The sequence below is a fragment of the Insulibacter thermoxylanivorax genome (genome assembly GCF_015472005.1).
Classification (GTDB): domain Bacteria; phylum Bacillota; class Bacilli; order Paenibacillales; family DA-C8; genus Insulibacter; species Insulibacter thermoxylanivorax.
Genome location: NZ_BMAQ01000010.1, coordinates 17,149 through 43,899, shown reverse-complemented (window position 1 = coordinate 43,899; position 26,751 = coordinate 17,149). Strand labels below are relative to the sequence as shown.

Annotated in this window: 22 protein-coding genes; 18 read left to right on the top strand and 4 right to left on the bottom strand. The window is 52.5% G+C overall.

Annotated elements, in window-relative coordinates; genetic code table 11:
- Positions 1-121: 121 nt before the first annotated feature.
- Complete coding sequence (locus PRECH8_RS06850; protein ID WP_200966359.1) at positions 122-1,558, top strand: DRTGG domain-containing protein; 1,437 nt, start codon at positions 122-124, stop codon at positions 1,556-1,558.
- Between the two features lie 661 nt (positions 1,559-2,219).
- On the opposite strand, the gene PRECH8_RS06845 is transcribed toward PRECH8_RS06850, so the two are convergent.
- The 3 genes from PRECH8_RS06845 to PRECH8_RS06835 all read right to left on the bottom strand — a co-directional run bounded on the left by PRECH8_RS06845 (position 2,220) and on the right by PRECH8_RS06835 (position 3,947).
- Positions 2,220-2,621: a YtpI family protein gene (locus PRECH8_RS06845; RefSeq protein WP_200966358.1), complete on the bottom strand. Its 402-nt coding sequence runs from the start codon at positions 2,619-2,621 to the stop codon at positions 2,220-2,222.
- A 502-nt stretch (positions 2,622-3,123) separates the two neighbouring features.
- Positions 3,124-3,612, bottom strand: coding sequence for a sporulation membrane protein YtrI (locus tag PRECH8_RS06840; RefSeq protein ID WP_503826591.1), 489 nt, complete (start codon positions 3,610-3,612; stop codon positions 3,124-3,126).
- A gap of 2 nt (positions 3,613-3,614) precedes the next feature.
- Positions 3,615-3,947 (bottom strand): YtrH family sporulation protein, encoded by a 333-nt coding sequence (locus tag PRECH8_RS06835; RefSeq protein WP_200966363.1) that lies wholly within the window; start codon positions 3,945-3,947, stop codon positions 3,615-3,617.
- A 241-nt stretch (positions 3,948-4,188) separates the two neighbouring features.
- On the opposite strand from PRECH8_RS06835, the gene PRECH8_RS06830 reads away from it, so the two are divergent.
- The 10 genes from PRECH8_RS06830 to PRECH8_RS06785 all read left to right on the top strand — a co-directional run bounded on the left by PRECH8_RS06830 (position 4,189) and on the right by PRECH8_RS06785 (position 17,437).
- Entirely contained in the window at positions 4,189-7,662 is a 3,474-nt protein-coding gene (locus PRECH8_RS06830) for a DNA polymerase III subunit alpha (RefSeq protein WP_200966356.1), read from the top strand.
- 240 nt (positions 7,663-7,902) lie between these two features.
- On the top strand, positions 7,903-8,448 hold the full coding sequence (locus PRECH8_RS06825) for a phosphatidylglycerophosphatase A family protein (protein ID WP_200966355.1): 546 nt from the start codon (positions 7,903-7,905) through the stop codon (positions 8,446-8,448).
- 356 nt (positions 8,449-8,804) lie between these two features.
- Positions 8,805-8,993 carry a glutamate decarboxylase gene (locus tag PRECH8_RS06820; RefSeq protein ID WP_200966354.1) on the top strand — a complete coding sequence of 63 codons (189 nt, stop codon included), beginning with the start codon at positions 8,805-8,807 and terminating at the stop codon, positions 8,991-8,993.
- Between the two features lie 28 nt (positions 8,994-9,021).
- Positions 9,022-9,891: an acetyl-CoA carboxylase, carboxyltransferase subunit beta gene (gene accD / locus PRECH8_RS06815; protein WP_200966362.1), complete on the top strand. Its 870-nt coding sequence runs from the start codon at positions 9,022-9,024 to the stop codon at positions 9,889-9,891.
- On the top strand, positions 9,881-10,858 hold the full coding sequence (accA, locus tag PRECH8_RS06810) for an acetyl-CoA carboxylase carboxyl transferase subunit alpha (RefSeq protein WP_200966353.1): 978 nt from the start codon (positions 9,881-9,883) through the stop codon (positions 10,856-10,858). The genes accD and accA overlap by 11 nt, the downstream gene beginning before the upstream one ends.
- Positions 10,859-10,894: 36 nt before the next feature.
- A complete protein-coding gene (gene pyk, locus PRECH8_RS06805; RefSeq protein ID WP_200966352.1) occupies positions 10,895-12,643 on the top strand; it encodes a pyruvate kinase in 1,749 nt (582 codons plus the stop codon).
- 628 nt (positions 12,644-13,271) lie between these two features.
- Positions 13,272-13,721 (top strand): acyl-CoA thioesterase, encoded by a 450-nt coding sequence (locus PRECH8_RS06800; RefSeq protein ID WP_200966351.1) that lies wholly within the window; start codon positions 13,272-13,274, stop codon positions 13,719-13,721.
- Positions 13,722-14,158: 437 nt separating this feature from the next.
- The gene (gene citZ, locus PRECH8_RS06795) at positions 14,159-15,274 is read left to right on the top strand and encodes a citrate synthase (protein ID WP_200966350.1); all 1,116 of its coding nucleotides are present in this window, start codon (positions 14,159-14,161) and stop codon (positions 15,272-15,274) included.
- Positions 15,275-15,515: 241 nt separating this feature from the next.
- Complete coding sequence (gene icd, locus PRECH8_RS06790; RefSeq protein WP_200966349.1) at positions 15,516-16,814, top strand: NADP-dependent isocitrate dehydrogenase; 1,299 nt, start codon at positions 15,516-15,518, stop codon at positions 16,812-16,814.
- Between the two features lie 200 nt (positions 16,815-17,014).
- Positions 17,015-17,437: a hypothetical protein gene (locus tag PRECH8_RS06785; protein ID WP_200966348.1), complete on the top strand. Its 423-nt coding sequence runs from the start codon at positions 17,015-17,017 to the stop codon at positions 17,435-17,437.
- Positions 17,438-17,536: 99 nt separating this feature from the next.
- On the opposite strand, the gene yfbR is transcribed toward PRECH8_RS06785, so the two are convergent.
- Positions 17,537-18,157, bottom strand: coding sequence for a 5'-deoxynucleotidase (gene yfbR / locus PRECH8_RS06780; RefSeq protein WP_200966347.1), 621 nt, complete (start codon positions 18,155-18,157; stop codon positions 17,537-17,539).
- Between the two features lie 160 nt (positions 18,158-18,317).
- Here yfbR and PRECH8_RS06775 point away from each other — a divergent pair, with 160 nt between their 5' ends.
- The 7 genes from PRECH8_RS06775 (at position 18,318) to pstB (ending at position 26,731) form a co-directional block, all read left to right on the top strand.
- Complete coding sequence (locus PRECH8_RS06775; protein WP_200966346.1) at positions 18,318-19,862, top strand: fumarate hydratase; 1,545 nt, start codon at positions 18,318-18,320, stop codon at positions 19,860-19,862.
- A gap of 120 nt (positions 19,863-19,982) precedes the next feature.
- Entirely contained in the window at positions 19,983-21,791 is a 1,809-nt protein-coding gene (gene pnpS, locus PRECH8_RS06770) for a two-component system histidine kinase PnpS (protein WP_200966345.1), read from the top strand.
- 147 nt (positions 21,792-21,938) lie between these two features.
- Positions 21,939-22,640: a response regulator transcription factor gene (locus PRECH8_RS06765; RefSeq protein ID WP_200966344.1), complete on the top strand. Its 702-nt coding sequence runs from the start codon at positions 21,939-21,941 to the stop codon at positions 22,638-22,640.
- A gap of 372 nt (positions 22,641-23,012) precedes the next feature.
- Positions 23,013-24,020: a PstS family phosphate ABC transporter substrate-binding protein gene (locus tag PRECH8_RS06760; protein WP_200966343.1), complete on the top strand. Its 1,008-nt coding sequence runs from the start codon at positions 23,013-23,015 to the stop codon at positions 24,018-24,020.
- A gap of 118 nt (positions 24,021-24,138) precedes the next feature.
- Complete coding sequence (pstC, locus tag PRECH8_RS06755; RefSeq protein WP_200966342.1) at positions 24,139-25,065, top strand: phosphate ABC transporter permease subunit PstC; 927 nt, start codon at positions 24,139-24,141, stop codon at positions 25,063-25,065.
- Positions 25,062-25,928: a phosphate ABC transporter permease PstA gene (gene pstA / locus PRECH8_RS06750; protein ID WP_200966341.1), complete on the top strand. Its 867-nt coding sequence runs from the start codon at positions 25,062-25,064 to the stop codon at positions 25,926-25,928. Before pstC ends, pstA begins: the two co-directional genes overlap by 4 nt.
- A 47-nt stretch (positions 25,929-25,975) precedes the next feature.
- Positions 25,976-26,731 carry a phosphate ABC transporter ATP-binding protein PstB gene (pstB, locus tag PRECH8_RS06745; protein WP_200966340.1) on the top strand — a complete coding sequence of 252 codons (756 nt, stop codon included), beginning with the start codon at positions 25,976-25,978 and terminating at the stop codon, positions 26,729-26,731.
- The last annotated feature ends 20 nt before the right edge of the window (positions 26,732-26,751 follow it).

The following is a 26,751-nucleotide window of genomic DNA, read 5'->3' as shown; positions in this document are numbered from 1 at the left end:
CACAATTGCTTGACACACACCATACGAAATCATGGATTGCCAGGCGGCAAGAGTCGCTTTATAATGAGAGAAATACAACAGATTAATACAGATTACTTATGATGAGGTGCTACAGTAGAAGATGATAAAGGATGAACACAGCCGCGAACAGGGACGTACAGCTTCTGACAAGAGTGAGCTCGGCGCGGGCGGCAACAGCAAGGTTGGAACGACAGGACATGCCGATCCAGGGGAGATAGAGCCGCTCACTAAACATGAATATATCCTGCGCCATCTTATCTCTCTGAAACCGGGAAGCAAGATCTCCGTGCGCAAGATCGCCCGCGAGCTGGAAGTCAGTGAAGGAACGGCATACCGTGCGATTAAGGAAGCGGAGAACCTGGGCATCGTCGCCACGAAGGAGCGCACCGGCACGGTCCGGATCGAGAAGCGGGAACGGCAGCTTGACCATCTTACCTTCGCCGAGGTGGCAGAGATGGTGAACGGAAGAGTGCTCGGCGGTGCGAAGGGCTTGGACAAGCAGCTGCAGAAATTCGTCATCGGTGCGATGGAGCTGGATGCGATGGTGAGGCATATTGAGGCGCAGAGCTTGCTGATCGTGGGGAACCGTTACCGCGCACATATTCGGGCTTTGCAGCAAGGGGCCGGCGTGCTGATCACCGGGGGATTCGACGCTTCGGAAGAGGCGAAGAAGCTGGCCGATGAGCTGTGCCTGCCGATCATCTCCTGTGAATGGGATACATTTACTGTAGCCTCCACCATCAACCGTGCGATCTACGATCACAACATCAAGCGGAAGATCGTGTTGGTAGAAGATATTGTCTCGCTCAATTCGCGGGTGATATCGCTTAAGGCGAATAACACGCTGGGGGATATGCGCCGCCTGATGGAGGAGACGGGGCTCAGGCAATTCCCCGTGGTCGATGATTGGAATCGTTTGATCGGCGTGATCACCTCGAAGGATATTCAAGGGGAAGAGGATGCCTGTCAGGTGGACAAGCTGATGACCCGCAATCCGATCACCGCCAATTTGCAGACTTCGGCTGCCTCTGCTGCGCATATGATGGTGTGGGAAGGGATCGATCTATTGCCGATCGTCGATGTGAACCGCAAGCTGATCGCTGTTCTGTATCGGCAAGATGTGATGGAGGCGATCAGGTATACACGGAAGCAGCCGCAGGGCGGGGAGACGATTGAGGATCAGATCTTGAGCGAATTTGAGGAGATCCGCGATCCGAAGGGACAGCTCATGTTCCGCGGAACGATCACCCCGTTGATGACGAACAATATGGGGACGGTGTCCGAAGGGGTGATGGCGACGCTGATGATGAAGGCTGCCTATCGTGCGGTGAAGGATCTGAAGAACAGCGATCTCGTGCTGGACAATATCACCACGCACTACCTGCGGCCGGTACAGATGGAGAGCACCGTTGAGATTCGCCCGACGGTCTTGGAAGTCACCCGCAGATACGGCAAGGTCGACGTGGAGGTGTTCGCAGGAGAAGCCTTAGCAGCCAAGTCGATCCTGGTCGCGCAGCTGATCGAGCATGAGTCTTGAAGCGAGATGTTGATGGGATGCTGATCGTGGCATGTTGATTGTTGGATGTTGTGTGCTGATCGTAGTTGAGCGGCACTTGTGATGCGGCAGCGCGTTGTAATGCGCAACGAAGGTTGTGTGATGGGATGCGGCACGGCAGTTATGTGATGGGGGATGTGGCGAGATGCGGGATATCGCGGGATGTCGTGATGCGAAAGGCAGGCTGTATGGCGGATGATGATGGATGATGGGATGATGGGATGATGGATGATGCAGGCCGTTGTGATTTTCGTGATGCGAAACGACATATATTGTTGATTCAATATGTGCGGGTGTGAAGTGCAGTGTGAGACGGCAAATTTTGTTGATTTAGGTGCGTAAAGGCGGGAATGGTGCGTGAGACAACAGAAACTGTTGACTCAATGTGCGCGGGATAGGAATCAGTGAGTGAGTCGACAGATTATGTCGTCTCGGCATGTGCAGGAGCACGTGAGATGACTGAGTCGACAGAAAGTGTTGACTCAGCACGCTCGGATGCGGAGGCAGTGCGTGAAGACAGATGAGTGAGCACGCACGGATGCAGAGTCGGTGTGCGAGCCGACAGATATGATCGACTCAGCTTCTGTGCCTGCGCGTATCGCGGAATCTATGCGTGAGACGACAGCAACGATCGTCTCACGCTTTATTTTTGTTTCTTGCTGAGCATGGTGTAGATCTGTCGATTGCGAAGTCCTGCGAAAAGGTTGAATAGACCGATTAGGAGGAAGATCGCTCCGATAATCGCGCGGACCCAGCTTTCTTCTAAGAGGAAAATCTGGATAAGGGCAATTGCAATCAGCATGATCCCCATGCTGATGTTCATCTTCGCTTGAGACAGTCCGCGGATCACCTTGTCCGTAGAACGTCGAAACCGATAGCTGTAAACGACGGAAAGAACAGCACACAGGATCACGATAACCAACAGGATCCCATTCAGGACAAACTGCGTTTGGGATATGCCGTTTTTCCACTTCTCCGCGAGTGTCGGTTCTGCTGCAATGACCGAGCCTGTCTTCGCAGCAGATTGTGCCACGACTGGCAGCATAGATGCTGCGGCGCTATGTATCCAATGACTCACCATAGGTTCTTACACTCCTTATATTCCCTGCAAACCTGTCTTACTGCTAATTCTCGATGCAAACTTTTAATTTTGCACTCTTACTAATTATTCTCCTTGATAAAACGTAATTCTGCAAACATCTGCACCTGCAAATCTTACAACGCAGACAAACGCACGATTCTATTACCTAAAATGCTAAAACCAGCTTCAGATTCATACGATTTCGATGGCGATCGCACACGTTGCAGCGTAGTTGTGCATATGCTCGTACATCAGGTTCTCGCTTATTGTACCACATTGTACCACAATGTTTGGAATGGTCTGAAGGGTATGCTATCAACTATACCGACCAGCCGCTCAACCAAATGCTTCTAAAGTAGAAGGCAGGTCTATCGGCGGCTGCAGAGGAATTCTACACGGCTTTGCTAACGTCCGAGGCTCGGGCTTTGGTGTTACTTCATAATGCAGCTGCGATCGTGATCGGCTTTCAGCTGGCGGGCATATAGCGGTTGGCCCAGAGCCAGATGCGCATCTCCGTATCAGCGATGAAGATGGAGTTGATCTCCACCACATAGCTCGCTTTGCCGTCCTCTAAGGCGAAAACCTTTTTGCCGAACAGGCGCTTGATGTGTTCCGGTTCCAGCCGCTTGATCTCTTGGCCGATCATGAATTTCAGCTCTTCTCTTGCGAGTTTCTGCAGCTGCGTGATGGTTAGATCATCGAGATCGGGATAGGAAGGCGGATTGTGGATGGAGATATCGATTGCTTTGAGCTGGGTGGGATTTTTGACGAGGTTGTGGTTTTCCAGCTGTTCTTTGAGCTGTTCGTTATCTTCTTTCAGAATCTCATTCTGCTGTACGAGATAGTCGAAGTTTTCGACATACATCGCCATGAAGACGGCAGCGCCGACGATCATGCCGGCGATGAAGATGCCGATGCCTTGCAGCCACTCGGCGAACAGTTGGAAGTTCGGCACTCTCAAGTTTGCATGCCTCCTCCGCAGATCCATTCGATGAGCTTCGAAGCAACGTAGGCGCCGAGGAAGGCACTTACGATATGGAGCAGCTGCTTAATCGCAGGCGAGATCGCGCCGACGAGCAGGTTCGATTCGATATAGCGCAGCGGATCGATCGTCCCGCCGATCACGATGACGACAGCCCAGATTTTAAAATTCGTCGCGATGCGCAGCATCTCGGCTTTGGGCGGCTGCAGCGTCAGTACGGATCCGATCCCGCCCAGCATCGCAGCGCCCACGATCACGCCGAAGGCGATGAAGAAGTCCAGCACCAATTTGCCGAGAAAATCTTGCAAGCTCATCAATCGCTCCTCCTCTGCTTCAACAAGTTCACTTTATAGCCGTTAGGTCTGTTATATCGTTATATATGTTTTATATGGTTGCTGCTTAAGTCTGCTGCCCCTATCCTGCTCATCCTAATCTGTTGCCATAGCTGCTGCGTGCTCGTCTGATCTCGTCTACCTTATATCTATGGGACTGCTTCCGGCCAGTATGATAAAATAGTGTAAAATGTTCAGAACGGAAGGTGAGGCTGCGATGAGCGGGTTCGTTCATCTGCACGTGCACAGCGAGTACAGCTTGTTAGACGGAGCAGCACGCATCCAGGATCTGGCGGCCGCGGCTGCTGGATTAGGCATGTCTCATCTCGCATTGACGGATCATGGTGTCTTATACGGCGCCATCTCATTCTATAAAGCTTGCATGGAACACGGCGTCAAGCCGATCATCGGCTGTGAAGTCTACTTCACGCCGGGAAGTCTGGAAGAGAAGGGAAGCTTGAAGGAGAATCCCATCTATCATCTCATCCTGCTGGCGAAGAATGAACATGGGTACCAGAACCTATTAAGACTCGTATCGCGTGCTCATCTTCACGGTTTCCACTACAAGCCCCGCGTCGATCTCGCGAGTCTGGAGCGCTATGCAGAAGGGCTGATCTGCCTTAGCGCCTGCCTCGGCGGAGAGATCTCGCAGCATCTCTTGCACCGTCGCTGCGAAGAAGCAAAGGAAGCCGCCCTGCGCTATCGGCGGATCTTCGGCGAGGATTTCTATCTCGAACTGCAAGATCACGGCATCATGGAACAGAAACAGGTGAACCAGGACCTGATCCGCCTCTCGCAGGAGACCGGAATTCCGCTCGTGGCGACCAACGACGTGCATTACATATCCCGTGCCGATGCAGAGGTACAGGACGTCCTGATCTGCATCGGCACGGGGAAGACCTTGGAAGACGAAGACCGCCTAAAATTCACCACCGATCAGCTCTACCTAAAGAGTGCGGAAGAGATGAGCCGGTTGTTCGCCCATGTACCGGAAGCAATCGCCAATACGGTGAAGATCGCCGAGCAGTGCCGCTTAGAACTGGAATTCGGCAAGTCGATCCTGCCCGCCTTCGAACCGATTCCGCAAGGACTCACGGCTCACGAATATCTGACGCAGCTCTGTGAAGAAGGGCTGCTGAAGCGGTATGAGGGAACAGCGAACTGGGAGGATCCGGCGTTCCGCGAGCGGGCAGAAGAGCGGCTTCGGTATGAACTCAGCGTGATCGAGGGGATGGGGTATTCGGATTATTTTCTGATCGTGTGGGATTTTATCCGCTTCGCGCATGCCAACAACATCGCTGTTGGACCGGGACGGGGGTCGTCGGCGGGCAGCTTGGTCGCCTATGTCCTGCAGATCACGAACGTTGATCCGCTCAAGTACAATCTGCTCTTCGAGCGCTTCCTCAATCCCGAACGCGTCTCGATGCCGGATATCGACATCGATTTCAGCGACGAGCGGCGGGATGAGGTGATCGATTATGTGGTGCGCAAGTACGGCAGCGAACATGTCGCGCAGATCATCACCTTTGGTACGATGGCCGCGAAGGCAGCGGTGCGCGATGTCGGCCGTGTGCTGAACATGTCCTATGCGGAGGTCGACCGCACGGCGAAGCTCATCCCGAACCAGCTGGGGATTACCTTGGATGCGGCGCTTGCTCAGAGTCCGCAGCTGGCCGAAGCTTGCCGCAAGAACGAGAAGACGGCGCAGCTCATCGAGATCGCCCGCAAGCTGGAGGGCATGCCGCGGCATGCCTCGACCCATGCCGCCGGCGTCGTCATCTCCCGCGAACCGCTGACGGACTACGTGCCGCTGACGCAAGGTTCGGAGCAAACGGCGCTCACCCAGTATTCGATGGAACATCTAGAGGCGATCGGCCTGCTCAAGATGGATTTCTTGGGCTTGCGAACGCTGTCGATCATCGAGCGCACGCTCGCCTTCATCGAGCAGCTCGGCGGCGATCCGATCGATCTGAAGGAACTGCCGGATGATGACCCGCTGACCTATGAACTGCTGAGCAGCGGCGATACAACGGGGGTCTTTCAGCTGGAGTCGCCGGGGATGCGGCGGGTGCTGCGCGAGCTGAAACCATCCAACTTTGAAGATATCATCTCGGTCCTTGCGCTGTATCGCCCTGGTCCGATGGATTTTATTCCCAAATATATTCAAGCCAAACACGGACGCATCCAAGTGGAGTATCCGCATCCGTCCCTCGAGCCGATCCTGAAGGACACATACGGCATCATCGTCTATCAGGAGCAGATCATGCAGATCGCTTCGCGGATGGCCGGTTTCAGCCTTGGCGAAGCCGACCTCTTGCGGCGCGCTGTCTCCAAGAAGAAGCGAGAGGTGCTGGACAAGGAGCGCGAGCACTTCGTCGCGGGGTGCCTCGCGCAGGGTCATGATGAAGCCTCGGCACATGCAGTATATGATATGATCGTGCGCTTCGCTGACTACGGGTTTCCGCGGGCCCATGCGACGGCCTATGGAGTGCTGGCTTACCAGACGGCCTATCTTAAGGCGCACTATCCGACGGCATTTATGGCCTCTATGCTGACGGCGGTGATGAACACGCCGCGCAAGGTAGCGGAATATGTCGATGAATGCCGGAAGATGGGTATTGACGTGCTGCCGCCGGATGTCAATGAGAGCGGCGTGCTGTTCACGCCGCTTCCTGACGGCTCGATTCGTTTCGGGCTTGCAGCGATCAAGAATGTCGGCACCCACGCGATGGAATCGATCATCGCTGAGCGGGCGGAGAAACCCTATGAAGATCTGCTCGATTTCTGCCGCCGCGTGGATCTCAGGGTCTGCAACAAGCGCGTGATGGAATCCCTCATCCTAAGCGGCGCCTTCGATTCGCTGCCGGGCCATCGCGCTCAGCTGCTGGCGATGCTGGATGAGACGATGGAAGCAGCACAGAAATGGAAGAAAGAGCGGGAGGACTTGCAGCTGCATCTGTTCGGCTTCACCGAAGAGGCTCAATGGACGGTGGAACCGCCGGACGTCCGCCCGTTCCAGCGCATGCAGCAGCTGGAGTTGGAGCGGGAACTGCTCGGCATCTATCTTTCCGGTCATCCCCTCGAGGATTATGCGGAGAAGCTGGAGCAGCTGGAGGTCGATCAACTGACCCAGCTGCCTGAATACGAGGATGGCAGTGAAGTGATCGTCGCAGGCTTGGTCGTCTCGATGCGGTCGATCTTCACCAAGAAAGGGCAGCAGATGGCCTTCGCCGAGCTGGAGGATCAGATGGCGTCGCGCGCTGAGCTGGTTCTCTTCCCGGGCGTCTGGCAGCGATGCAGCAGCTTCGTGGACAAGGGTGAATTGATCATCGTCAAGGGCAAGCTGCAGCTGCAGGAGGAGGAGGTGAAGCTGCTGGTCGATGATGCAGCGCCGCTGTCCGCTCCGGATGTGGAAACGCGATTCCGCCGCAAGCCGGGAATGAAAAGTACTGTCGCTGCGCCCGCGCAGCGGGTGTTCATCAAGATCGCCGCCGACAGAGAACAGCCGGATGCGCTCCATCGCCTGAAATACCTGCTGGAACAACATCCCGGCACCCTGCCCGTTGTGCTGTATTATGAACGGACACGGCGGGTCATCGCGCTTCACAAGCGCTATCGGGTGAAACCTTCCCTCGGCCTGACGAAGGCGATTGAGGAGATCATGGGAGACGGCTCCGTACGCATCAAATAAAGGACATCATTAATGATCATCAATAAAACGCATCAATAAAGCGCATTAAAGGATGAACTTATGGTATGATCTAATGCGGCAGTTTGGAGCAGTCAAGAAATTTTTTTGCAAAATATCTAGAGGAGAGGTCGTCACTTTTCCCCTGCTGTGCGCATACAATAAGTGTACATGCCATGAATAATGGATGGACTTTAAGCCATGGACTTAAAGCAATGGACTTGACGCACAGGGGGAGAGGCTATGGAAGAAGCCGTCAGCTATATGCTCAAACTGCTGGATGAGCGCGGGGTGAAGCTGGATGATGTTGCGAAGATTGTACATCAATTGCAATTTCCGTATAATTCTTCATTGACGTTGGAAGATTGTCGTGCTAGTGTGCTAGCTGTACTGGCCAAAAGGGATGTGCAGTACACGCTGCTGACAGGAATTGCACTGGATATGATGGCTGAGAAAAAGTTGCTGCCTGCACCGCTTCAAGATATCATGGAAGCAGACGAGTCGCTCTATGGCGTGGATGAAGTGCTTGCCCTCGGCATTACGAATGCGTACGGGATGATCGGGCTGACCAGCTTCGGCTATCTCGACAAGGAGAAAAGCGGGATCATCCGCGAGCTGAATGCGAACGGCAGCCATATTCACGTCTTCCTCGATGACCTGATCTGCGCGCTGGCAGCCGCAGCATCAGCGAGAATTGCGCATAAGAGCAAGAACATCAAGCTCTATGATTGGCAAAGGCAGCAGCGCAGCGGAAGACTTGCAGGGGAGTCTGCAGTCGATGGAAGTTGAGATCACAAACATACAAACAAGGGTCTCAAATCAGGAATTAGGCCTGATATGAATCTGAAGCCGGACCTGACTTTTAGAGGGAGCCGGATCACGGATCTTCGTGGTGCCTATCATCTATGCGCCGATCCTTGATGATCGCACTCAGCACCTGATCGTGCTGTTTGTCTAAAGATGAATGGCAGCAACGGAGCCGTATGTACAGCTGGTTTTGGCTCTGTTGCGGGTAATTCCAGGGATATGGTATCATTAATCCATTGGCAGATTATGATAATTTTTTTGTGACTACTGCATCCTTGAAGGATATAGCAATTATCGAAGTTTGACTTTAATCGGAGTAATGAAGCGGGAGGATCAAGATGTGGACGGTCATATATATTGCTCCATCACAGAGAAGCGCTGAAAGGATAAAAGAACGACTTACTGAAGAAGGGTTCTTGGTGCAAATTAGGCCGATTAGTCACACGAAGCAGCAATACGAGATCCTGGTTCCTGAAGGTGAATTAGACGAAGTGCACGAGGTGCTGAATACGATTCTGCACTCGTAGGTTTAATCTACGCTTGGAGAGATGCGAAGTGCTGAAAGACTTTTTTCAGAAAAAAAGGAGATACGCCACCATTCCTTCGGAGAAAACGAAGCGGGACATTCCCGACGGTCTCATGAGCAAATGCCCCAAATGCGGCACGATTCAGTATTCCAAAGAATTGGACAAGAACTTGAAGGTATGCACGGCGTGCGGATATCATTTTCGCTTGAATGCTCTCGAGCGTCTGACGATGATTTTGGACGATGGAAGATTGTTCGAATATGACAGCGATATGGTGTCAGTGGATCCGCTCAAGTTTCCCGGCTATAAGGAGAAACTGGCCAAACATACGGAGAAAACCGGCTTCCGAGACGCGGTGATCACAGGCGAAGGGACGATCCAAGGATATCCAGTGGTCGTGGCAGCGATGAGTTTTGAATTTTTTGGCGGAAGCATGGGGTCCGTAGTTGGTGAAAAAGTGACGCGTGCCATAGAAACGGCCATTCAGAAACAGTATCCTTTGATTATATTCTCTACCTCGGGCGGTGCCCGGATGGAAGAGAGCATACTGAGCTTAATGCAGATGGCCAAGACCAGCGCTGCATTGGCGAAGTTTGATGAGCAAGGGGGGCTGTATATATCGGTAATCACGGACCCAACCTTCGGAGGAGTTCCTGCGAGCTTCGCGATGCTTGGGGACTATATCTTGGCCGAACCAGGTGCGGCTTTCGGCTTTACCGGCAGACGCGTCATCGAGCAGACGATTCGCCAGAAGCTTCCGGACAACTTCCAGACGGCTGAGTTCAACCTCCAGCATGGTCAGTTGGACAAGGTCGTACATCGCAAGGACCTGCGTCAAGTTCTGGCAGCGATCATTGAACTGCACAGCACGGGAGGTGTTTCTAAGCGTGAAGGGTGATTTGCCTTTTGAGCAGCCGCTGGAGGAGCTGCGAGCGAAGATCGAGGATGTCAAGCGATTCGGCATTGAGAGAGGGATTGATTTTAGCGAGGAGATCGCCCGGCTGGAGGAACGTTATGCGAAGCTGGAAGAGGAGATCTACAGCAACTTGACGGCATCGCAGAGGCTGCTCATCGCCAGGCACCCGCAGCGTCCCACGGCCCTCGATTATATCCATGCGATTTTCGAGAACTTCATCGAATTGCATGGGGATCGTGTGTACGGCGATGATCTGGCTATCGTCGGCGGCATCGGCAAGCTTAACGGGATCCCGGTCACGGTTGTCGGCCATCAGAAAGGCAAAGACACCAAAGATAACATCGCCCGCAATTTTGGTATGCCTCATCCGGAAGGTTTCCGCAAGGGCCTGCGGCTGATGAAGCAAGCCGATAAGTTCCGCAGACCGATCATCACGTTTATCGACACTCCTGGAGCCTATCCAGGGGGAGCAGCTGAGGAAAGAGGACAAGCAGAAGCGATTGCGCGCAATCTCTTTGAGATGGCGAAATTTCGCGTGCCGATTATTTGTGTTATTATAGGGGAAGGCGGAAGCGGGGGAGCGCTGGCTCTAGGCGTTGGCAACCGCATCCTGATGTTGGAAAACGCCGTGTATTCGGTTAGTTCTCCAGAGGCGGCCGCATCGATCCTGTACAAGGATGCTTCGCAATCGTTGAAGGCGGCTGAAGCGATGAAGATCACCGCCGATTCCATCTTGGAACTCGGCGTTGCTGACGGCATCGTGCCCGAGCCGCGCGGCGGCGCGCATCGAGATATGCAGCAGCAGGCGGCATATATTAAGGAAGCTCTGCTTGCCCATCTAGATCCGTTGCTTCAAATGAATGAACAAGAGCTCCGCGAAGACCGCTACAGAAAGTACCGAGCAATTGGTAAATTTGCGTTTACTCAGCAGATTGGTGAAGTACAATAAGGTAATGATGCAACAAGCCTAGGAGGACAGAACAAAATGCGAAAAACAAAAATTGTATGTACGATCGGACCAGCAAGTGAATCCCTTGAGATGTTGAAACAGCTCATCGAAGCAGGCATGAACGTAGCCAGACTGAACTTCTCTCATGGAGATTATGAGGAGCACGGCAATCGGATCAAGAATATCAGACAAGCCAGCAAGGAATTGGGCAAGACCGTAGCCATCCTGCTCGATACGAAGGGGCCGGAGATCCGGATCGGCAAGCTGAAGGAAGAGCCGATTGAACTGGTGCAAGATGAGTATCTGACGCTCACGACTGAAGAGATCATCGGGGACAAGGATCGCATTCATGTTACATATAAAGATCTGCCGAAAGATGTTCAAGTCGGATCGACGATTCTCATCGACGACGGGTTGATCGAATTGTCGGTCGTTGAAATCAGCGATACGGAGATCAAGTGCCGCATCGTCAACGGCGGACAGATCAAGGGCCGCAAGGGCGTTAACGTACCGGGCGTGAAGATCTCGCTGCCGGGGATCACGGAGAAGGACGCTGCCGATATCAAGTTCGGCATCGAGCAAGGCGTGGACTTCATCGCTGCATCCTTCGTGCGTAAGGCAAGCGACGTGCTGGAGATCCGCGAATTGCTGGAGAAGCACAACGGCAGCCACATCCAGATCATCTCCAAGATCGAGAACCAAGAGGGTGTCGATAACCTCGACGAGATCATCGAGGTATCCGACGGTCTGATGGTTGCCCGCGGTGACCTCGGGGTCGAGATCCCGGCGGAGGAAGTTCCGATCGTACAGAAGAAGATGATCGAGAAGTGCAATATCGCCGGCAAGCCGGTTATTACAGCTACGCAGATGCTGGATTCGATGCAGCGCAATCCGCGGCCGACGCGTGCAGAAGCAAGCGACGTGGCGAACGCGATCTTCGATGGTACGGATGCGATCATGCTGTCGGGGGAGACGGCTGCTGGTAAATATCCAGTAGAAGCTGTGCGCACCATGGCCCGCATCGCTGAGAGCACGGAAGCAGCTCTGCCGTACAGCGAGATGTTCAAGCGCCAGAGCAAAGCGCAGGAAGTCAGCATCACGGAATCGATCAGCCAATCCGTTGCGAAGAGCGCTTATGACCTGAAAGCCGATGCGATCATCACGGCTACGGAGAGCGGCTATACCGCGCGGATGGTTTCGAAGTATAGACCGAAGGCGCCGATTATCGCCGTTACGCCGAACGAAGAAGTCCTGCGCCGGATGAGCCTGTACTGGGGCGTACTGCCTGTACTCGGTGTACATGCTCCTTCTACGGATGTGATGTTCGAGATGGCCGTTGACAGCGCGTTGAAGACGAAGATGGTGAAGCCGGGCGATCTCGTCGTCATCACAGCAGGCGTACCTGTAGGCCGTTCTGGAACGACGAACCTGATTAAGATCCATCACATCGGTGAGATCGTCGCCAAGGGTCAAGGGATCGGTTCTCAGATCGCAACGGGCAAAGTGGTCATCGCCAACAATCCGCAGGAAGCTCTGGAGAAGACGACGGCCGGATCCGTCCTCGTATGCCCGGGAACGGACAAGGATTACATGCCGGCATTTGAGAAAGCAGCAGCCGTGATCACGGAAACTGGCGGGATCACTTCGCATGCGGCGATCGTCGGGCTCAGCCTGGGCAAACCGGTCATCGTCGGCGTGGAGAACGCATTAAACCTGCTGCAAGACGGGGTTGAAGTGACCGTATACGCAGAGCTCGGCGTCGTATTCTGCGCAGAAGCTCAATAATTCTTCATTATCGCAGGATTTACGAGCAAGAAGTACAAGAGCGAATCAGCGAAGCCTAACGCCCAACTGATTCGCTTTTTATTTCTTATGAGAGGCGGAGAAGGGGGCGGACTTGTTCGCGGCGAGCGGCGAGGGGGTTCGCGCTGGGGTTGTTGGATCTGAAGCAGCGGCTGGATCTACGGCTCCGCGAGATCCGTCGGCTTTTGCCCTAAATTTAGGATAAAAGTGGTTTGAATGAGGCCTGGTTGAGGAGTTTTGTCCTAAAATTAGGATAAAAGTGGTTTGAATGAGGCCTGGTTGAGGAGTTTTGTCCTAAAATTAGGATAAAACCGTATGATATGAGGTCTGGTTAAAGGGTTTTATCCTAAAAATCGTATGAAATGCGTTAGACTGGGCGGGTTCGCTGATTTTTATCCTAAATATCGTATAAAAATGTGCAGGAGCGGCTGGATCTGTTGATACTAAACTGAAAAATCGTACAATGCAGCAGTAAATCGTGCTGTATCGAGTCCGTCCGCCGATTTAGCCGACATAAGATACATTCACATATAACATTCACATATAACGGAATATAACGGAATATAACGGACGGGAGGGGTGGGGAGGCAGGCAGTAAAGGAGGGGTAGCATGCCCGTTAGTGACTGGTATACCTGTGATCTGACGGCGAGGTATGCCGAGACCGATCGCATGGGCGTCATCTATCATGCCAACTATCTGACCTGGTTCGAGATCGGCCGGACAGAGATGATCCGCGAACTGGGTTATCCATATCGAAAGATCGAAGAGCTGGGGCTCTTGCTCCCCGTTGTGGATCTGGATATGCAGTTTATCAAGCCTGCATATTATGATGATCGGATCCGGATCTCTACCCGGATCACAGATTTTACGAATATACGTTTAAATTTTGAAGTCCGTATCGAAAGGCTCGATGAAGAGACGTTTCAGGCTGCTGAACTGCTGGTAACAGGCCGTACCAGACATGTTTGGTTGAACAACCGATGGAAGTCGGCGAGGATTGACCGTGAAGCACCTGAGTTGTATGCCTTAATCAAGCGTGCTTGTCATCTCGAGGAATGAATGATCTGTGCAGAATCGGATGATGCAGATTCATATGCAGAAGGCAGTTATATAAGTACGTGTATAACCAAAAGCAGATCCCAAAGCACGAACGGCAGACCGGATTCGTGCAAAGTTATCATGCAGTGTTAATAAGGTTGTCTGTTCTAATATAGTCATGCTATGATAACAGTTGAGTCATTTTGGATGTTGAACCATAAATTTCGATGTTTGTCGATGATATTTGTCAAATAATTTTAACAATATGGTTTCTTTTGTGGTAAAAATCCATTATCATAAGTCTTGGATAGTACCTGTTCATCACATCATCTGACTCGACATCATGGCACTCCAGCCGTCTTCGGATGGCATATTGGTTCAGACGACGTGATCTTAGCGAGCCACGGACGACGAACCTATTATCATTTACGAATCTTGATTAAGGGGAGCGAGTAGAGATGACGGTAACGAAAGGTCTTGAAGGGGTTGTCGCAGCTTCATCTTCGATCAGTTCGATCATCGATGGCGTATTGACATACCGCGGCATACATATCGATGAACTGGCAGAGCATGCAACCTTCGAAGAGGTCGTGTATTTGCTGTGGTTCGGTAAACTTCCTACATATGCCGAACTGGAAGAGTTTCGGCAGAAGCTGAACGCGGAGATGAAGATCCCGGCAGCAATCGTAGACCAGCTTAAGTCGTATCCGAAGGATATGAATACGATGGCAGCACTGCGTTCCGCGGTATCAAGTCTGGCCTTGTTCGATGCGGAAGCGAACGATATGAGCCCGGAAGCGAACGTGCGCAAGGCGATTCGTCTGCAAGCTCAACTTCCTGTCATCGTCGCCGCCATCGCTAGAGTTCGCGAGAACCAGCCGTTAATAGAACCGAAGTCAGATCGATCGATTGCATATAACTTCTTGTATATGCTGAAGGGCGAAGAACCCGCAGACATCGCCGTGAAAGCCCTGGATAAGGCGCTTGTGCTGCATGCTGATCATGAGCTCAATGCCAGCACCTTCGCGGCGCGTGTAACTGTGGCTACGCTTTCAGACATCTACTCCGGCATCACTTCGGCGATTGGCACATTAAAGGGACCGCTTCACGGCGGAGCCAATGAACAAGTCATGGCGATGTTGGAAGAGATCGGATCCATTGACCGGGTGGAATCCTATATTGAGAATGCATTGAACAACAAACAGAAAATTATGGGCTTCGGTCACCGCGTATACAAGAACGGCGATCCGCGTGCGAAGCATCTGCAGCGCATGTCCCAAGAGCTGGGAAAGTTGACCGGCAACATGAAATGGTATGATATGTCTGTTATGATAGAGAAGCTGGTCAACAGCAAGAAGGGACTCAAGCCGAATGTGGACTTCTATTCGGCAAGCGTATATACGGCGCTGGATATTCCGCGCGATCTCTTCACACCGATCTTCGCGATGAGTCGCGTATCCGGTTGGACAGCGCATATCCTCGAACAATATGAGGACAATCGCCTGATCCGTCCGAGAGCGGAATATGTAGGACCGAGGAATAACCAATACAAGCCGATCGATCAACGCTCTTAAGCCGGTGATCGATCGGCCATAGAATATAAGCGGCGGACCGCTGACGAGGGGATCTTAAGCGCTAAAGTCTGCGATGAGGGGAACTGCCGAACCGCATCATGCGGGACCTTGATCCCGCGTGGATGCAAATTGCCTTACAACAGGGCGCGGCCAGACATGCAGCGTAAACATCTGCTTGGTAAGCTCCCTCACACAGCGGGAACTGCCGCGAGATCATATTACGCTAGGAGGATACGAGAGAATGGCACAATTCGAGAAGTTTACTCCCCCTGCAGAGGGCGAGAAGATTACGATTGATGAGAACGGCAAGTTGCAAGTTCCGGACAATCCGATCGTACCTTTCATCGAAGGGGATGGTACGGGTCCAGATATATGGCGCGCTGCTAAGCGTGTGTTGGATGCAGCAGTAGAGAAAGCATACCAGGGTAAGAAGAAGATCGCTTGGTACGAAGTGTATGCCGGGGAGAAGGCGTACAACAAGTTCGGCGAATGGCTGCCGCAGGATACGCTGACGGCGATTCGCGAATACATCGTAGCGATCAAGGGACCGCTCACCACGCCGATCGGCGGCGGTATTCGTTCGCTTAACGTTGCTCTTCGTCAAGAACTGGATCTCTATGTATGCCTGCGTCCTGTCCGCTATTTCCAAGGGGTTCCATCGCCGGTTAAGCATCCGGAACTGGTAGATATGGTGATCTTCCGTGAGAACACCGAGGACATCTACGCCGGTGTGGAATGGCAAGCGGGCACTCCGGAAGTGAAGAAAGTCATCGAGTTCCTCCAGAAGGAGATGGGTGTGAATAAGATTCGCTTCCCTGAGACTTCCGGCATCGGGATTAAACCGGTCTCAGAGGAAGGTTCGAAGCGCCTCATCCGTGCAGCGATTGAATATGCGATCAAGCATAACCGCAAGAGCGTGACCCTCGTACATAAAGGGAACATTATGAAGTTCACGGAGGGTGCGTTTAAGAATTGGGGTTATGAGCTTGCTGAGCAAGAATATCCGGACAAGACCTTCACTTGGGGACAATATGACCGCATCAAGGAAGAACAAGGCGTGGAGGCGGCTAATGCAGCTCAAGAGAAGGCGCTGGCTGAAGGCAAGATCCTCATCAAGGATGCGATCGCGGATATCGCTCTGCAGCAAGTGCTGACGCGTCCGAAGGATTTTGATGTGATCGCTACGCTTAACCTCAACGGCGACTATCTGTCCGATGCTCTGGCTGCGCAAGTCGGCGGAATCGGAATCGCACCGGGGGCGAATATCAACTACGTTACCGGGCATGCGATCTTCGAGGCTACCCATGGTACGGCTCCGAAGTATGCGGGACAAGACGTCGTCAATCCGGGCTCGGTCATCCTCTCCGGCGTGATGATGTTAGAGCATCTGGGCTGGCAGGAAGCGGCTGACCTGATCTACAAGGGAATGGACCGCACGATTCAGAACAAGACCGTCACCTACGACTTCGCTCGCTTGATGGATGATGCGAAACAGGTCAAATGCTCGGAGTTCGGTAATCTCATCATTGAGAATATGTAAGCATCCTCACTAGAGATATTGGAGCACGAATAAGCACCTCGGTCACATGACGAGGATCGGCTTGCATAGTTCTGCTCGAAACTACAATAATATGGAAATAGCGGATGTCCGCCTGCGGTATAACGCGGCGGACATCTGAGCATAGGCGGCATATCTTCGATCTCAATGGATCTGCAGTTAACCGGAAAGGAGGGATCGATATGGCTATGTTCGTGTATTTTCTCCATCTGCTTGGAGCGATCGTGATGGGCTATTATCTGCTTCTGCCCTTTGTAATCGGCAAGGTGTCTGCTCTTGCCGGCGAATCTCGCAAAGGGTTCATCAGTGCCTTCCGATCTTTAAATACGATTGCGCAGTTTGTGTTGATCGTGCAGCTGCTGACAGGGGGATATTTGATGTCCCTTAGGGACTATTCTGTCGCCTGGATGACGGCGACCATCGTGCTCATCATCTTGATCGGTGCTTTCAGCGGGATGATGGGCCGGCCGATGAAACGGCTCCTCAGCGCGGCCGGTGATTCGGATGCTTCCGATCTCAACCGTATCCGCTTGTTCAGCATCTTGGTCGCGATCTCTTATCTGCTCATCGTGATCATCATGTTCGATCCATCACTTCTAGGTTAAACAGACATAAGAGAAGCCCCGATGTTGAACAGATTCTGACCGGCTGCCTTTGACGGATGGCTGATCCAGCGGATGATGTTCGATCATCGGGGCATTTTCCTATACTTGCTCTATGCCAGCCTCGGGATCCGATATCTCATCGAGGGTTTTCTCGAAGCTCGCAGCGAAATGCTTAATAAAATAATCTACTTCCGGCATCTCGAGGGCAGACAGGGAGCGTTCGATCTGCCGTTTGGCGACGGTGAATTCACGGTTCCCGGCCGATAGTTCAGCCATGCACTTAATGTAAGCATCCAGCAGATCGGCGGCCTTCACATAGCGGCTGTACATCTCCCGGTCCTGATCTTGCAAGCGTTCACCGTTGATCAGGGGCTCATAGACGCTCCTCAGCGGTTCAGGGATCATCGAGGCGAGCCGTTTCGCGGCAAGGTCTTCAATCTCTCGGAAATTCGTCAAGATCGCTTTGTTATGATGTTTAACCGGAGCGGGGATATCCCCGGTGATCACTTCAGTCACATCGTGAAACAGAGCCATCGATACGATCTCGTCTGTTGGGATCTGCCGCTGGAATACTTCATTGGCAATCGTGCACAGTGCATGCGTCAGCACGGCCACATGGAAAGAGTGTTCAGCGACATTCTCCGGAGTCGTATTGCGCATCAGGCTCCAGCGTTTGATAAAGCGAAGACGGTAGAGATAAGCAAAAAAATGACTGTCCAATGGCGATTAAGCCCCTTCCTTACATCCTTATAGAATGATCTAACTTAGCCGGGATATCCGGTCCGCTGTGAGGAGCGGGCGGATGTTCGCTATCATCTTGCACAACCTATTATATAATTATAGTACAGGGAGTCCACGATCGAAAGGAGTCACATCGACTATGCGATATTTCGAAGAAAGCATGTATCGATTGATCGAGGAAACGTCGACGAATCTGCCGGCAGATGTTCGGCGTGCTCTTAAACGCGCGCAAGAGATGGAAGATGCAGGTACGCGCGCTGCCCTCTCCCTCTCGACCATCGCAGACAATATTGAGATGGCCGAGACGAATGTATCGCCGATCTGTCAAGATACGGGCATGCCTACGTTCATCATCAAGTGTCCCGTAGGTGCGAATCAGATCGAGATGAAGAAGGCGATCCGCAGCGCTGTTGCCCGTGCCACCAAGGACGGCAAGCTGCGGTCGAACTCCGTTGATTCCCTGACCGGTGCGAATACCGGAGATAATCTGGGAGAAGGCACACCCGTCATCCACTTCGAACAGTGGGAGAAGGATGAGATTGAAGTCCGGCTGATCCTCAAGGGCGGCGGCTGCGAGAACAAGAACATCCAATACAGCCTGCCGACGGAGCTTGAAGGGCTTGGCCGAGCAGGGAGGGATCTGGATGGGATCCGCAAGTGTATCCTGCACGCCGTCTATCAAGCTCAAGGACACGGCTGCAGTGCAGGATTTATCGGCGTCGGGATCGGCGGCGATCGCACGACGGGATATGAATTGGCTAAGATGCAGCTTTTCCGGCCCGTCGATGATGTGAATCCGAATGAAGACTTGCGGAAGTTAGAAGAGTATATCATGGAGCATGCAAATAAGCTTGGCATCGGCACGATGGGATTCGGCGGACAAGTTACACTGCTCGGATGCAAGATTGGTGCATATAACCGATTGCCTGCCAGCTTCTTCGTCTCCGTCGCCTACAATTGCTGGGCATTCCGCAGACAGGGCGTGCGGATCGACATTGGGAGCGGACAGATTCAGGATTGGCTGTATGAGCGCGGCTCCTCAGTGCAGATGAGCGATACGAAACAGCCGATGGAAGCAGCAGCGATCGCCGGGGAGAAACGGCGCGAATTCGTGCTGCATACGCCGGTGACGGAAGAGCAGATTCGCCAGCTCAAGGTCGGCGATGTCGTGATCATCAAGGGTCCGATGTATACCGGACGCGATGCCGTCCATAAGTATCTGGTCGATCATGATTGCCCGGTAGATCTGAATGGCGCAGCGCTCTATCATTGCGGCCCTGTCATGCTGAAAGATGAAGACGGGAATTGGCACGTGAAGGCGGCGGGGCCGACGACGAGTATCCGTGAAGAGCCGTACCAAGCCGATATTCTGAAGAAGTTCGGCGTCCGCATCGTCATTGGCAAAGGCGGTATGGGAGCGAAGACCTTAGCCGCACTTAAGGAGCACGGTGCTGTATATCTGAATGCGATCGGCGGTGCCGCGCAATATTATGCGGATACGATCAAACGGGTGAATGGCGTAGATTTTCTGAATTTTGGCGTTCCGGAAGCGATGTGGCATCTGGAAGTGGACGGATTTGCGGCGATCGTGACGATGGATGCTCACGGTAACAGCCTGCACGCCGATGTCGAAATGGATTCTTTACAAAAATTAAGTCAATTTAAAGATCCGGTCTTCATATAATCATACAATCGATTGAATTCGATCCCCATGTCGTCACAGGCCTTTCAAGCCGCTGAACGCGGTTTGAAAGGCTGTGTTGGTCCATAGGGCTGAAGCAGAAATGGAGTGAACACGCAGATCATGTTTCGCATACGGACGAGATTGTTTCTGACCTATATGATCTTGGTTGGGGTTACGGTGCTGGCGGCTGGACTGTTCGCCGGCAAGGTCATCAAAGACTCGCATACGGAAGCCATTCGCAGGAATATGATGAATGAGGTCCGTATGATCGTCTCGATGATCGAACCGGATATCGCAAGTTACGATCCGGTAAACAGAAGAGCATACTATCAAGAGCAGGTGGAGAGATTCGCGGCATTGACGGCATCGCGGGTCACCTTCATCAGAGTCGACGGCTGGGTAATCGCGGATTCCCATCATCAAGCGTCTGAGATGGATGATCATGGGGATCGGCCGGAGATCCAGGACATCTTGGAAGGGCGGATGATCGGCGACGCGATCCGGTTCAGCGATACTTTGGGCGAGGACATGATCTACGTGGCCGCTCCAGTCTATAACGGCGATCAATTGGCTGGTTATGTCAGAATCGCCCTTGGTCTGGAGGAGCTCAGCGGGACGGTTTATGCGCTTTGGGGCTATATGTTGATCGGATTGACGATTCTGCTTGCGATTAGTGCTTTGGTCAGCTATCGCTTCGCAGCCAGCTTCACCCGCCCGATCGAGCATATCATCGCTGTAGCGAAGCGCATCACCATGCACAATTACAGAGCGCGGGTTCGATTGAAGAGGAGGGATGAGATTGGGCTCCTGGGATCAGCGATCAACACGATGGCAGTCAGCCTGCAGGAGCAGATGGAACAGCTTACTGAGAACGAGAACCGCTTGGAGAGCGTGATCGACAATATGATCAGCGGGATCGTCGTGCTGGACAGGGAGGATCGCATCGTGCTGATGAACAAAGCGGCAGAACGGATCCTTGGTTACGATGCGCAGGAAGTGATCGGCACAGCCTACGACCGTCTTAAACAACCGCTTCCCTTCGAGCAGCTGGTGCTGGAGAGCATCTATCGGGGGGAACATATCCGCGATGAGATCGTCTTATACTATCCAGAGGAAAGGACGATCGAGCTCCATATCATCCCGCTCAAGATGGATTCCCTGTCTAACTCCGGGCTGATCATCGTCCTGCATGATATCACCGCGATTCGCAAACTGGAACGAATGCGCAGTGAGTTCGTAGCGAATGTCTCCCATGAGCTTAAGACACCGATCGCTGCCGTGAAGGGCTTCGCGGAAACCTTGTTGTCCGGCTCAGTCAGCGATGAGAAGACGACGCGTTCGTTCCTGCAGATCATCTATGATGAGAGCGAACGATTAAATCGCCTGATCGGCGATATCCTGGAGCTATCCAAGATCGAATCGAAGCGGGAACCGCTCCATCTCGCACCGATTCAGCTGGACTCTTTCCTCAACAGCGTCGTCGAGATGATGCGGCCTGAGGCCGACCGGAAGAAGATCACGCTGGAGCTGGAAGCCCCGGAGGATGTGTATATCGAAGGGGATGAAGATAAACTGCGTCAGGTATTCATCAACCTCCTGTCGAACGGTATCAATTACACGCCGGAGAACGGTTCAGTGAAGATGGTCCTGCAGACCTTGGGTGATCCTGAGGGGGAATATGATCGGGTGATGATATCGGTGATCGATACGGGGATCGGCATCCCGAAGAAAGACTTGCCGCGCATCTTCGAACGATTCTACCGTGTGGATAAAGCGCGCTCGCGCAGTTCTGGAGGGACGGGGCTGGGCTTGTCGATCGTGAAGCATCTTGTGGAGCTCCATCAGGGTTCGATCCGTGTGGAGAGCAGACACGGGCTTGGTTCTACCTTCATCGTCGAACTGCCGGTGCTTCATACTTGGAACGACTAATACTATGAACGACTAGAGGCATCCATCCTCCAGCCGTAAGCAAGTGCATTGCTGACCGTTCATTTTTTACACAGTCTTAACACTTGTTGATATCGTAAATGTTATGATAGAGGCAAACGATGGTCATGATACAGGAGGCATGTCCCCATGCAACACCATAAGATTCTCGTCGTAGAAGACGAGCCGACTCTCTCTCGCTTGCTGTCTTATAATCTGACTCAGGAAGGCTATGAGGCGGAAGTGATCGACAACGGAATGGAAGCATTGCAGGCCTGTATGGATCAAACCTTTGATCTCATCATCCTGGATGTGATGCTGCCCGGAATGAGCGGATTTGAAGTGCTGGAGAAACTGCGCAAGCGAGGCGTGAAGACGCCGGTAATCATCCTGACGGCGCGCAATGGGGAAGAGGAGATCGTGCAAGGATTGAAGCTGGGCGCGGATGATTACGTAACCAAACCCTTCGGCGTAGCTGAACTGCTGGCTCGTGTGTCAGCCGTATTACGGCGTGTCAAGGGGGATGCAGACGGCGGCGCCAAGGAGGAGAACATGATTCAGCTTGGCGATATCCGCATCTATCCGGACAAGTATGAGGTGGTCTTGAATGATGAACTGATCCCTATGCGTCCGAAGGAATTTGAGGTGCTGCTCTATCTTGTGCAGCATCCCGGCATGGTGATCACAAGGGATGAGTTGATGAACCAGGTATGGGGATATGACTATATCGGCGGACAGCGCACGGTGGACGTGCATGTGAGCTCGCTTCGCAAGAAGCTTGAACTGAACCAAGAAACCGTGAAGATCGATTCGATCCGCGGCGTGGGTTACAAGTTAGTAGTCAAACAATAGCGGTTCATCCCCTTCCTCTTCTCCTTTTACTTTCCCTTATACCCTGCTTCTTAATGCTGCGGATCGAAGCGGTAAGCTTGAAGTTAACGCTTGATGAAAATTAAACCTCACGTTGTATCTCAAATGACTGCAATTGTCTCGATTTCCACTCCACCTTTTCCTCAATTTTCTTTTCCTCAACTTTCTTTTCCTCAACTTCTTCTTGATTTTCATCGATTTTGAAATAACATACTAACTTTCAAGCTGATCTTAGTTAACGATCGGCTTTAATTTTTACACCGGCTTTACAAAGCCTTTAAATAACGAAAACATTGCGGAGGTATGATTGTCCTTGAAGAAAGGGAAATGAAAATATCTCGAGGAGTGGTCGAATTGGCAAAAGGAATCATACAAAAGGGGATCTTACTGCTTGCTTCGCTAGCTCTTGTGTTCCCTCTGGCAGCTTGCGGCGGCGCGAACAACGGCAACAATGCTGCTAATGGAGGGAGCGGCGGTGAAACAGGCAGCCAGCAAAATCAAACATCTAATCAAACAGAGGAATTAAGCGGAGAGATTATCCTGAACGGTTCCTCCACCGTATATCCGGTAGCGCTGGCCGTAGCAGAGGAATTCATGAATGCTAATCCCGGTGTGAATGTACAAGTGGCATCGACGGGTTCCTCCAACGGGATCAAAGCGATCATCAATGGTGAAGCGGATATCGCCAATGCTTCGCGCTTGATCAAGGACGAAGAAGTCCAGACGATCCAAGCGAACGGCGACGATGTCGTTCAGATGCCTGTAGCATTTGACGGAATTACGGTCGTCATTCACAAGGATAATGATTGGGCTGAAGAGATGACCGTTGAGCAGCTGAAGATGATCTGGGAACCGGGCAGCCAAGTTACCTACTGGTCTGATGTAGATCCGAGCTGGCCGAATGAGAAGATCAATCTATACGGTCCCGGCACGGCTTCCGGCACCTTCGAATACTTCACAGAAGCCATCGTTGGCGAAGCCTTCGCTTCCCGTGAAGATTATATCCCATCTGAGGATGACAACGTGCTGGTGCAAGGGGTAAGCAATGACAAGTATTCGCTTGGATACTTTGGATTCGCCTACTACATCGAGAACCAAGATAAGCTGAAAGCTGTGGCGATCAAAGCAGAAGGCTCCGATGAATATGTCGCTCCTACGCTTGAGACGATTAACAACGGAACGTATGCTCCGCTGTCCCGCGAGATCTATATGTATCCGCTGAAGTCCGCGCTCGAGCGTCCGGAAGTGAAGGCCTTCATCGAATACTACATGAGTGAAGAAGGGCAAGAGCTTGTGGAACTCGTCGGCTATGTCAGCCTTACCCAAGATCGAATCGAAGAGAACTTGTCACATGTACGCTGAGGTTCTCATCAGTTGATCATGTAACAACAAACCGTGATCCTTCGGGGTGCGTTTAGCGCTCCGATGGTCACGGTTATCGCCTTGTTAACAACTTCAATAGATAAAGGGAGTCAAAGATATGACTGAGAAGGGACAACGATTAGACCTCAAGAAGAAAAAAAGCATCCTCTCCAGCGATCGAATCATGCCGATGATCTTGGCGATCTTCGCCGGTATCTCGGTACTCACAACGATCGGCATCGTCATCATCTTAATCACGGAGTCCTCTGGATTTTTCCGCCAAGTTCCATTCCTTGATTTTATAACGGGTACGAAGTGGACACCATTGTTCTCCGGTTCCCAACAGTCCTTCGGCGTGCTGCCGCTCGTCGCGGGGACGCTGATGATCACGGGAATCGCTTCTGTGGTCGCCCTTCCGATCGGATTGTTCAGCGGCATCTATCTCAGTGAATACGCTCCTGCGCGGGTGCGGGCGGTACTCAAACCGGTCTTGGAGGTCTTGGCAGGGATTCCGACGATCGTATATGGATTCTTCGCTCTCACTTTTGTCACACCTATGCTTAAGCATATCATACCCGATCTGAATATATTCAATGCGCTGAGCGCAGGCATCGTTGTAGGCATCATGATCATCCCGATGATCTCCTCCCTAAGTGAAGATGCGATGTCGGCGGTACCCCGGTCGATCCGCGATGCGGCCTATGCCCTGGGGGCGACGCGGTTGGAAGTCGCTCTGAAGGTGGTTGTGCCTGCAGCGTTGTCCGGGATCGTTGCTTCTTTCGTGCTTGGATTGTCCAGAGCCATCGGCGAGACGATGATCGTGGCGATGGCTTCCGGCGGTTTGGCCAACCTGACGTGGAATCCTCTGGAGAGCATGCAGACGCTCACGGCGTATATCGTCATGGTCGCTAATGGGGATACGACCCATGGAACCGTTGAATATTATACGATCTATGCCGTTGGTCTGCTGTTGTTCATCATGACGCTGCTCATGAACATCTTGGCAGGATACATTAAGCGGAAGTTTAGGGAGGAATACCGATGAAACAAGCGGAACTTACGAGGAGAATACTGCAGAGGAAAAATCGCAACCGCATCTTCAAAGGGATCTTCCTGGCTTCTACCTTAGTCGGAGTTGTCGCCCTGGCGGTGCTGCTGATCGATATCTTGATCAAAGGTGCGGGATGGCTGACCTGGGACTTCATCACGGGCACTTCCTCACGGATTCCTGAGAAGAACGGGATCTGGCCGGCGCTGATCGGTACGCTGTGGCTGATGATGATCACAGCTCCGCTGACCTTCATCATCGGTGTGGCCACGGCAATCTATCTGGAGGAATACGCGAAAGACAACTGGTTCAGCCGATTCGTGCAGATGAATATCTCCAACTTAGCCGGCGTTCCTTCGATTGTCTATGGTCTGTTAGGATTGACGGTATTCGTACGGGTGATGCATTTTGGCAACAGCATCCTCAGCGGTGCACTGACCCTGACCCTGCTCGTCCTGCCGATTCTGATCGTCTCGGCTCAGGAAGCCATTCGGGCGGTACCGGTGAGTCAGAGACAAGCCTCCTATGCCCTCGGCGCTAACAAGTGGCAAACGGTGACCAAAGTCGTCCTGCCCTCGGCGCTGCCGGGGATCTTGACGGGTTCGATCCTGGCCTTGTCCCGGGCGATCGGTGAGACGGCGCCGATCATCGCCATCGGGGCAGTATCCTTTACGAGGGCGATCCCGCAAGGGTTGCTTGATTCCTTTACGGCGCTGCCGATTCAGATCTTCTCCTGGTCGGGAATGCCGAATCCGAAGTTTGAGAACGTAGCAGCAGCGGGGATCATCGTCCTGCTTATCGTGTTGCTCGGGATGAATGCGATCGCGATCCTCCTGCGCAACAAATATCAGAAACGTTGATCGCATCCAGAAGCACATTAATCCTAAACACCGCGGAGGTAGATGGCATGTCAACTATTGTAGATATACAGGATCTTAACCTATATTATGGGGATTTCCATGCCCTCAAAGGAATAAATATGAAAGTGCCGGAACGAACGATCACGGCATTCATCGGTCCGTCCGGCTGCGGGAAATCGACCCTGTTAAGAACCTTAAACCGGATGAATGATATGATCAAAGGCGTGCGCATCGAGGGCAAAGTAATCATCAGCGGCACCAATATTTATGATCATGATGTCAACGTGGAATTGCTGCGGAAGCAGATCGGCATGGTGTTCCAGCAGCCGAACCCCTTCCCGAAGTCGATCTATGATAATATCGCTTACGGACCGCGTATCCACGGCATTAAGAAAAAATCAGAACTCGATGAGATCGTCGAGCGGAGCCTAAGGGCAGCAGCGCTGTGGGATGAAGTGAAGGATTCGCTGAAGAAATCCGCATACGGCTTGTCCGGCGGACAGCAGCAACGGCTCTGTATCGCCCGGGCTCTGGCTGTTGAACCGCAGATCCTGCTCATGGATGAACCGACTTCGGCCCTCGACCCCATCTCGACCTTGAAGATCGAAGAATTGGTACAAGAGCTCAAGGAAAGATATACGATTATCATGGTCACGCACAATATGCAGCAAGCAGCTCGCGTCTCGGATCAAACGGCATTTTTCTTAAACGGTGAAGTTATCGAAATGGACAGAACGGACCAGTTGTTTTCAAATCCGCGTGAACAACGGACGGAAGACTACATTAGCGGCCGATTCGGCTGAACAGGAGGGCGTTAAACATG

Bases quoted from the DNA above. Each gene is read 5' to 3' on its own strand.
- PRECH8_RS06850 (WP_200966359.1), top strand. From the start codon at position 122: ATGATAAAGGATGAACACAGCCGCGAACAGGGACGTACAGCTTCTGAC.
- PRECH8_RS06845 (WP_200966358.1), bottom strand. From the start codon at position 2,621: ATGCTGCCAGTCGTGGCACAATCTGCTGCGAAGACAGGCTCGGTCATT.
- PRECH8_RS06830 (WP_200966356.1), top strand. From the start codon at position 4,189: ATGAGCGGGTTCGTTCATCTGCACGTGCACAGCGAGTACAGCTTGTTA.
- PRECH8_RS06825 (WP_200966355.1), top strand. From the start codon at position 7,903: ATGGAAGAAGCCGTCAGCTATATGCTCAAACTGCTGGATGAGCGCGGG.
- PRECH8_RS06820 (WP_200966354.1), top strand. From the start codon at position 8,805: ATGTGGACGGTCATATATATTGCTCCATCACAGAGAAGCGCTGAAAGG.
- pyk (WP_200966352.1), top strand. From the start codon at position 10,895: ATGCGAAAAACAAAAATTGTATGTACGATCGGACCAGCAAGTGAATCC.
- PRECH8_RS06800 (WP_200966351.1), top strand. From the start codon at position 13,272: ATGCCCGTTAGTGACTGGTATACCTGTGATCTGACGGCGAGGTATGCC.
- citZ (WP_200966350.1), top strand. From the start codon at position 14,159: ATGACGGTAACGAAAGGTCTTGAAGGGGTTGTCGCAGCTTCATCTTCG.
- icd (WP_200966349.1), top strand. From the start codon at position 15,516: ATGGCACAATTCGAGAAGTTTACTCCCCCTGCAGAGGGCGAGAAGATT.
- PRECH8_RS06785 (WP_200966348.1), top strand. From the start codon at position 17,015: ATGGCTATGTTCGTGTATTTTCTCCATCTGCTTGGAGCGATCGTGATG.
- PRECH8_RS06775 (WP_200966346.1), top strand. From the start codon at position 18,318: ATGCGATATTTCGAAGAAAGCATGTATCGATTGATCGAGGAAACGTCG.
- pnpS (WP_200966345.1), top strand. From the start codon at position 19,983: ATGTTTCGCATACGGACGAGATTGTTTCTGACCTATATGATCTTGGTT.
- PRECH8_RS06765 (WP_200966344.1), top strand. From the start codon at position 21,939: ATGCAACACCATAAGATTCTCGTCGTAGAAGACGAGCCGACTCTCTCT.
- pstC (WP_200966342.1), top strand. From the start codon at position 24,139: ATGACTGAGAAGGGACAACGATTAGACCTCAAGAAGAAAAAAAGCATC.
- pstA (WP_200966341.1), top strand. From the start codon at position 25,062: ATGAAACAAGCGGAACTTACGAGGAGAATACTGCAGAGGAAAAATCGC.
- pstB (WP_200966340.1), top strand. From the start codon at position 25,976: ATGTCAACTATTGTAGATATACAGGATCTTAACCTATATTATGGGGAT.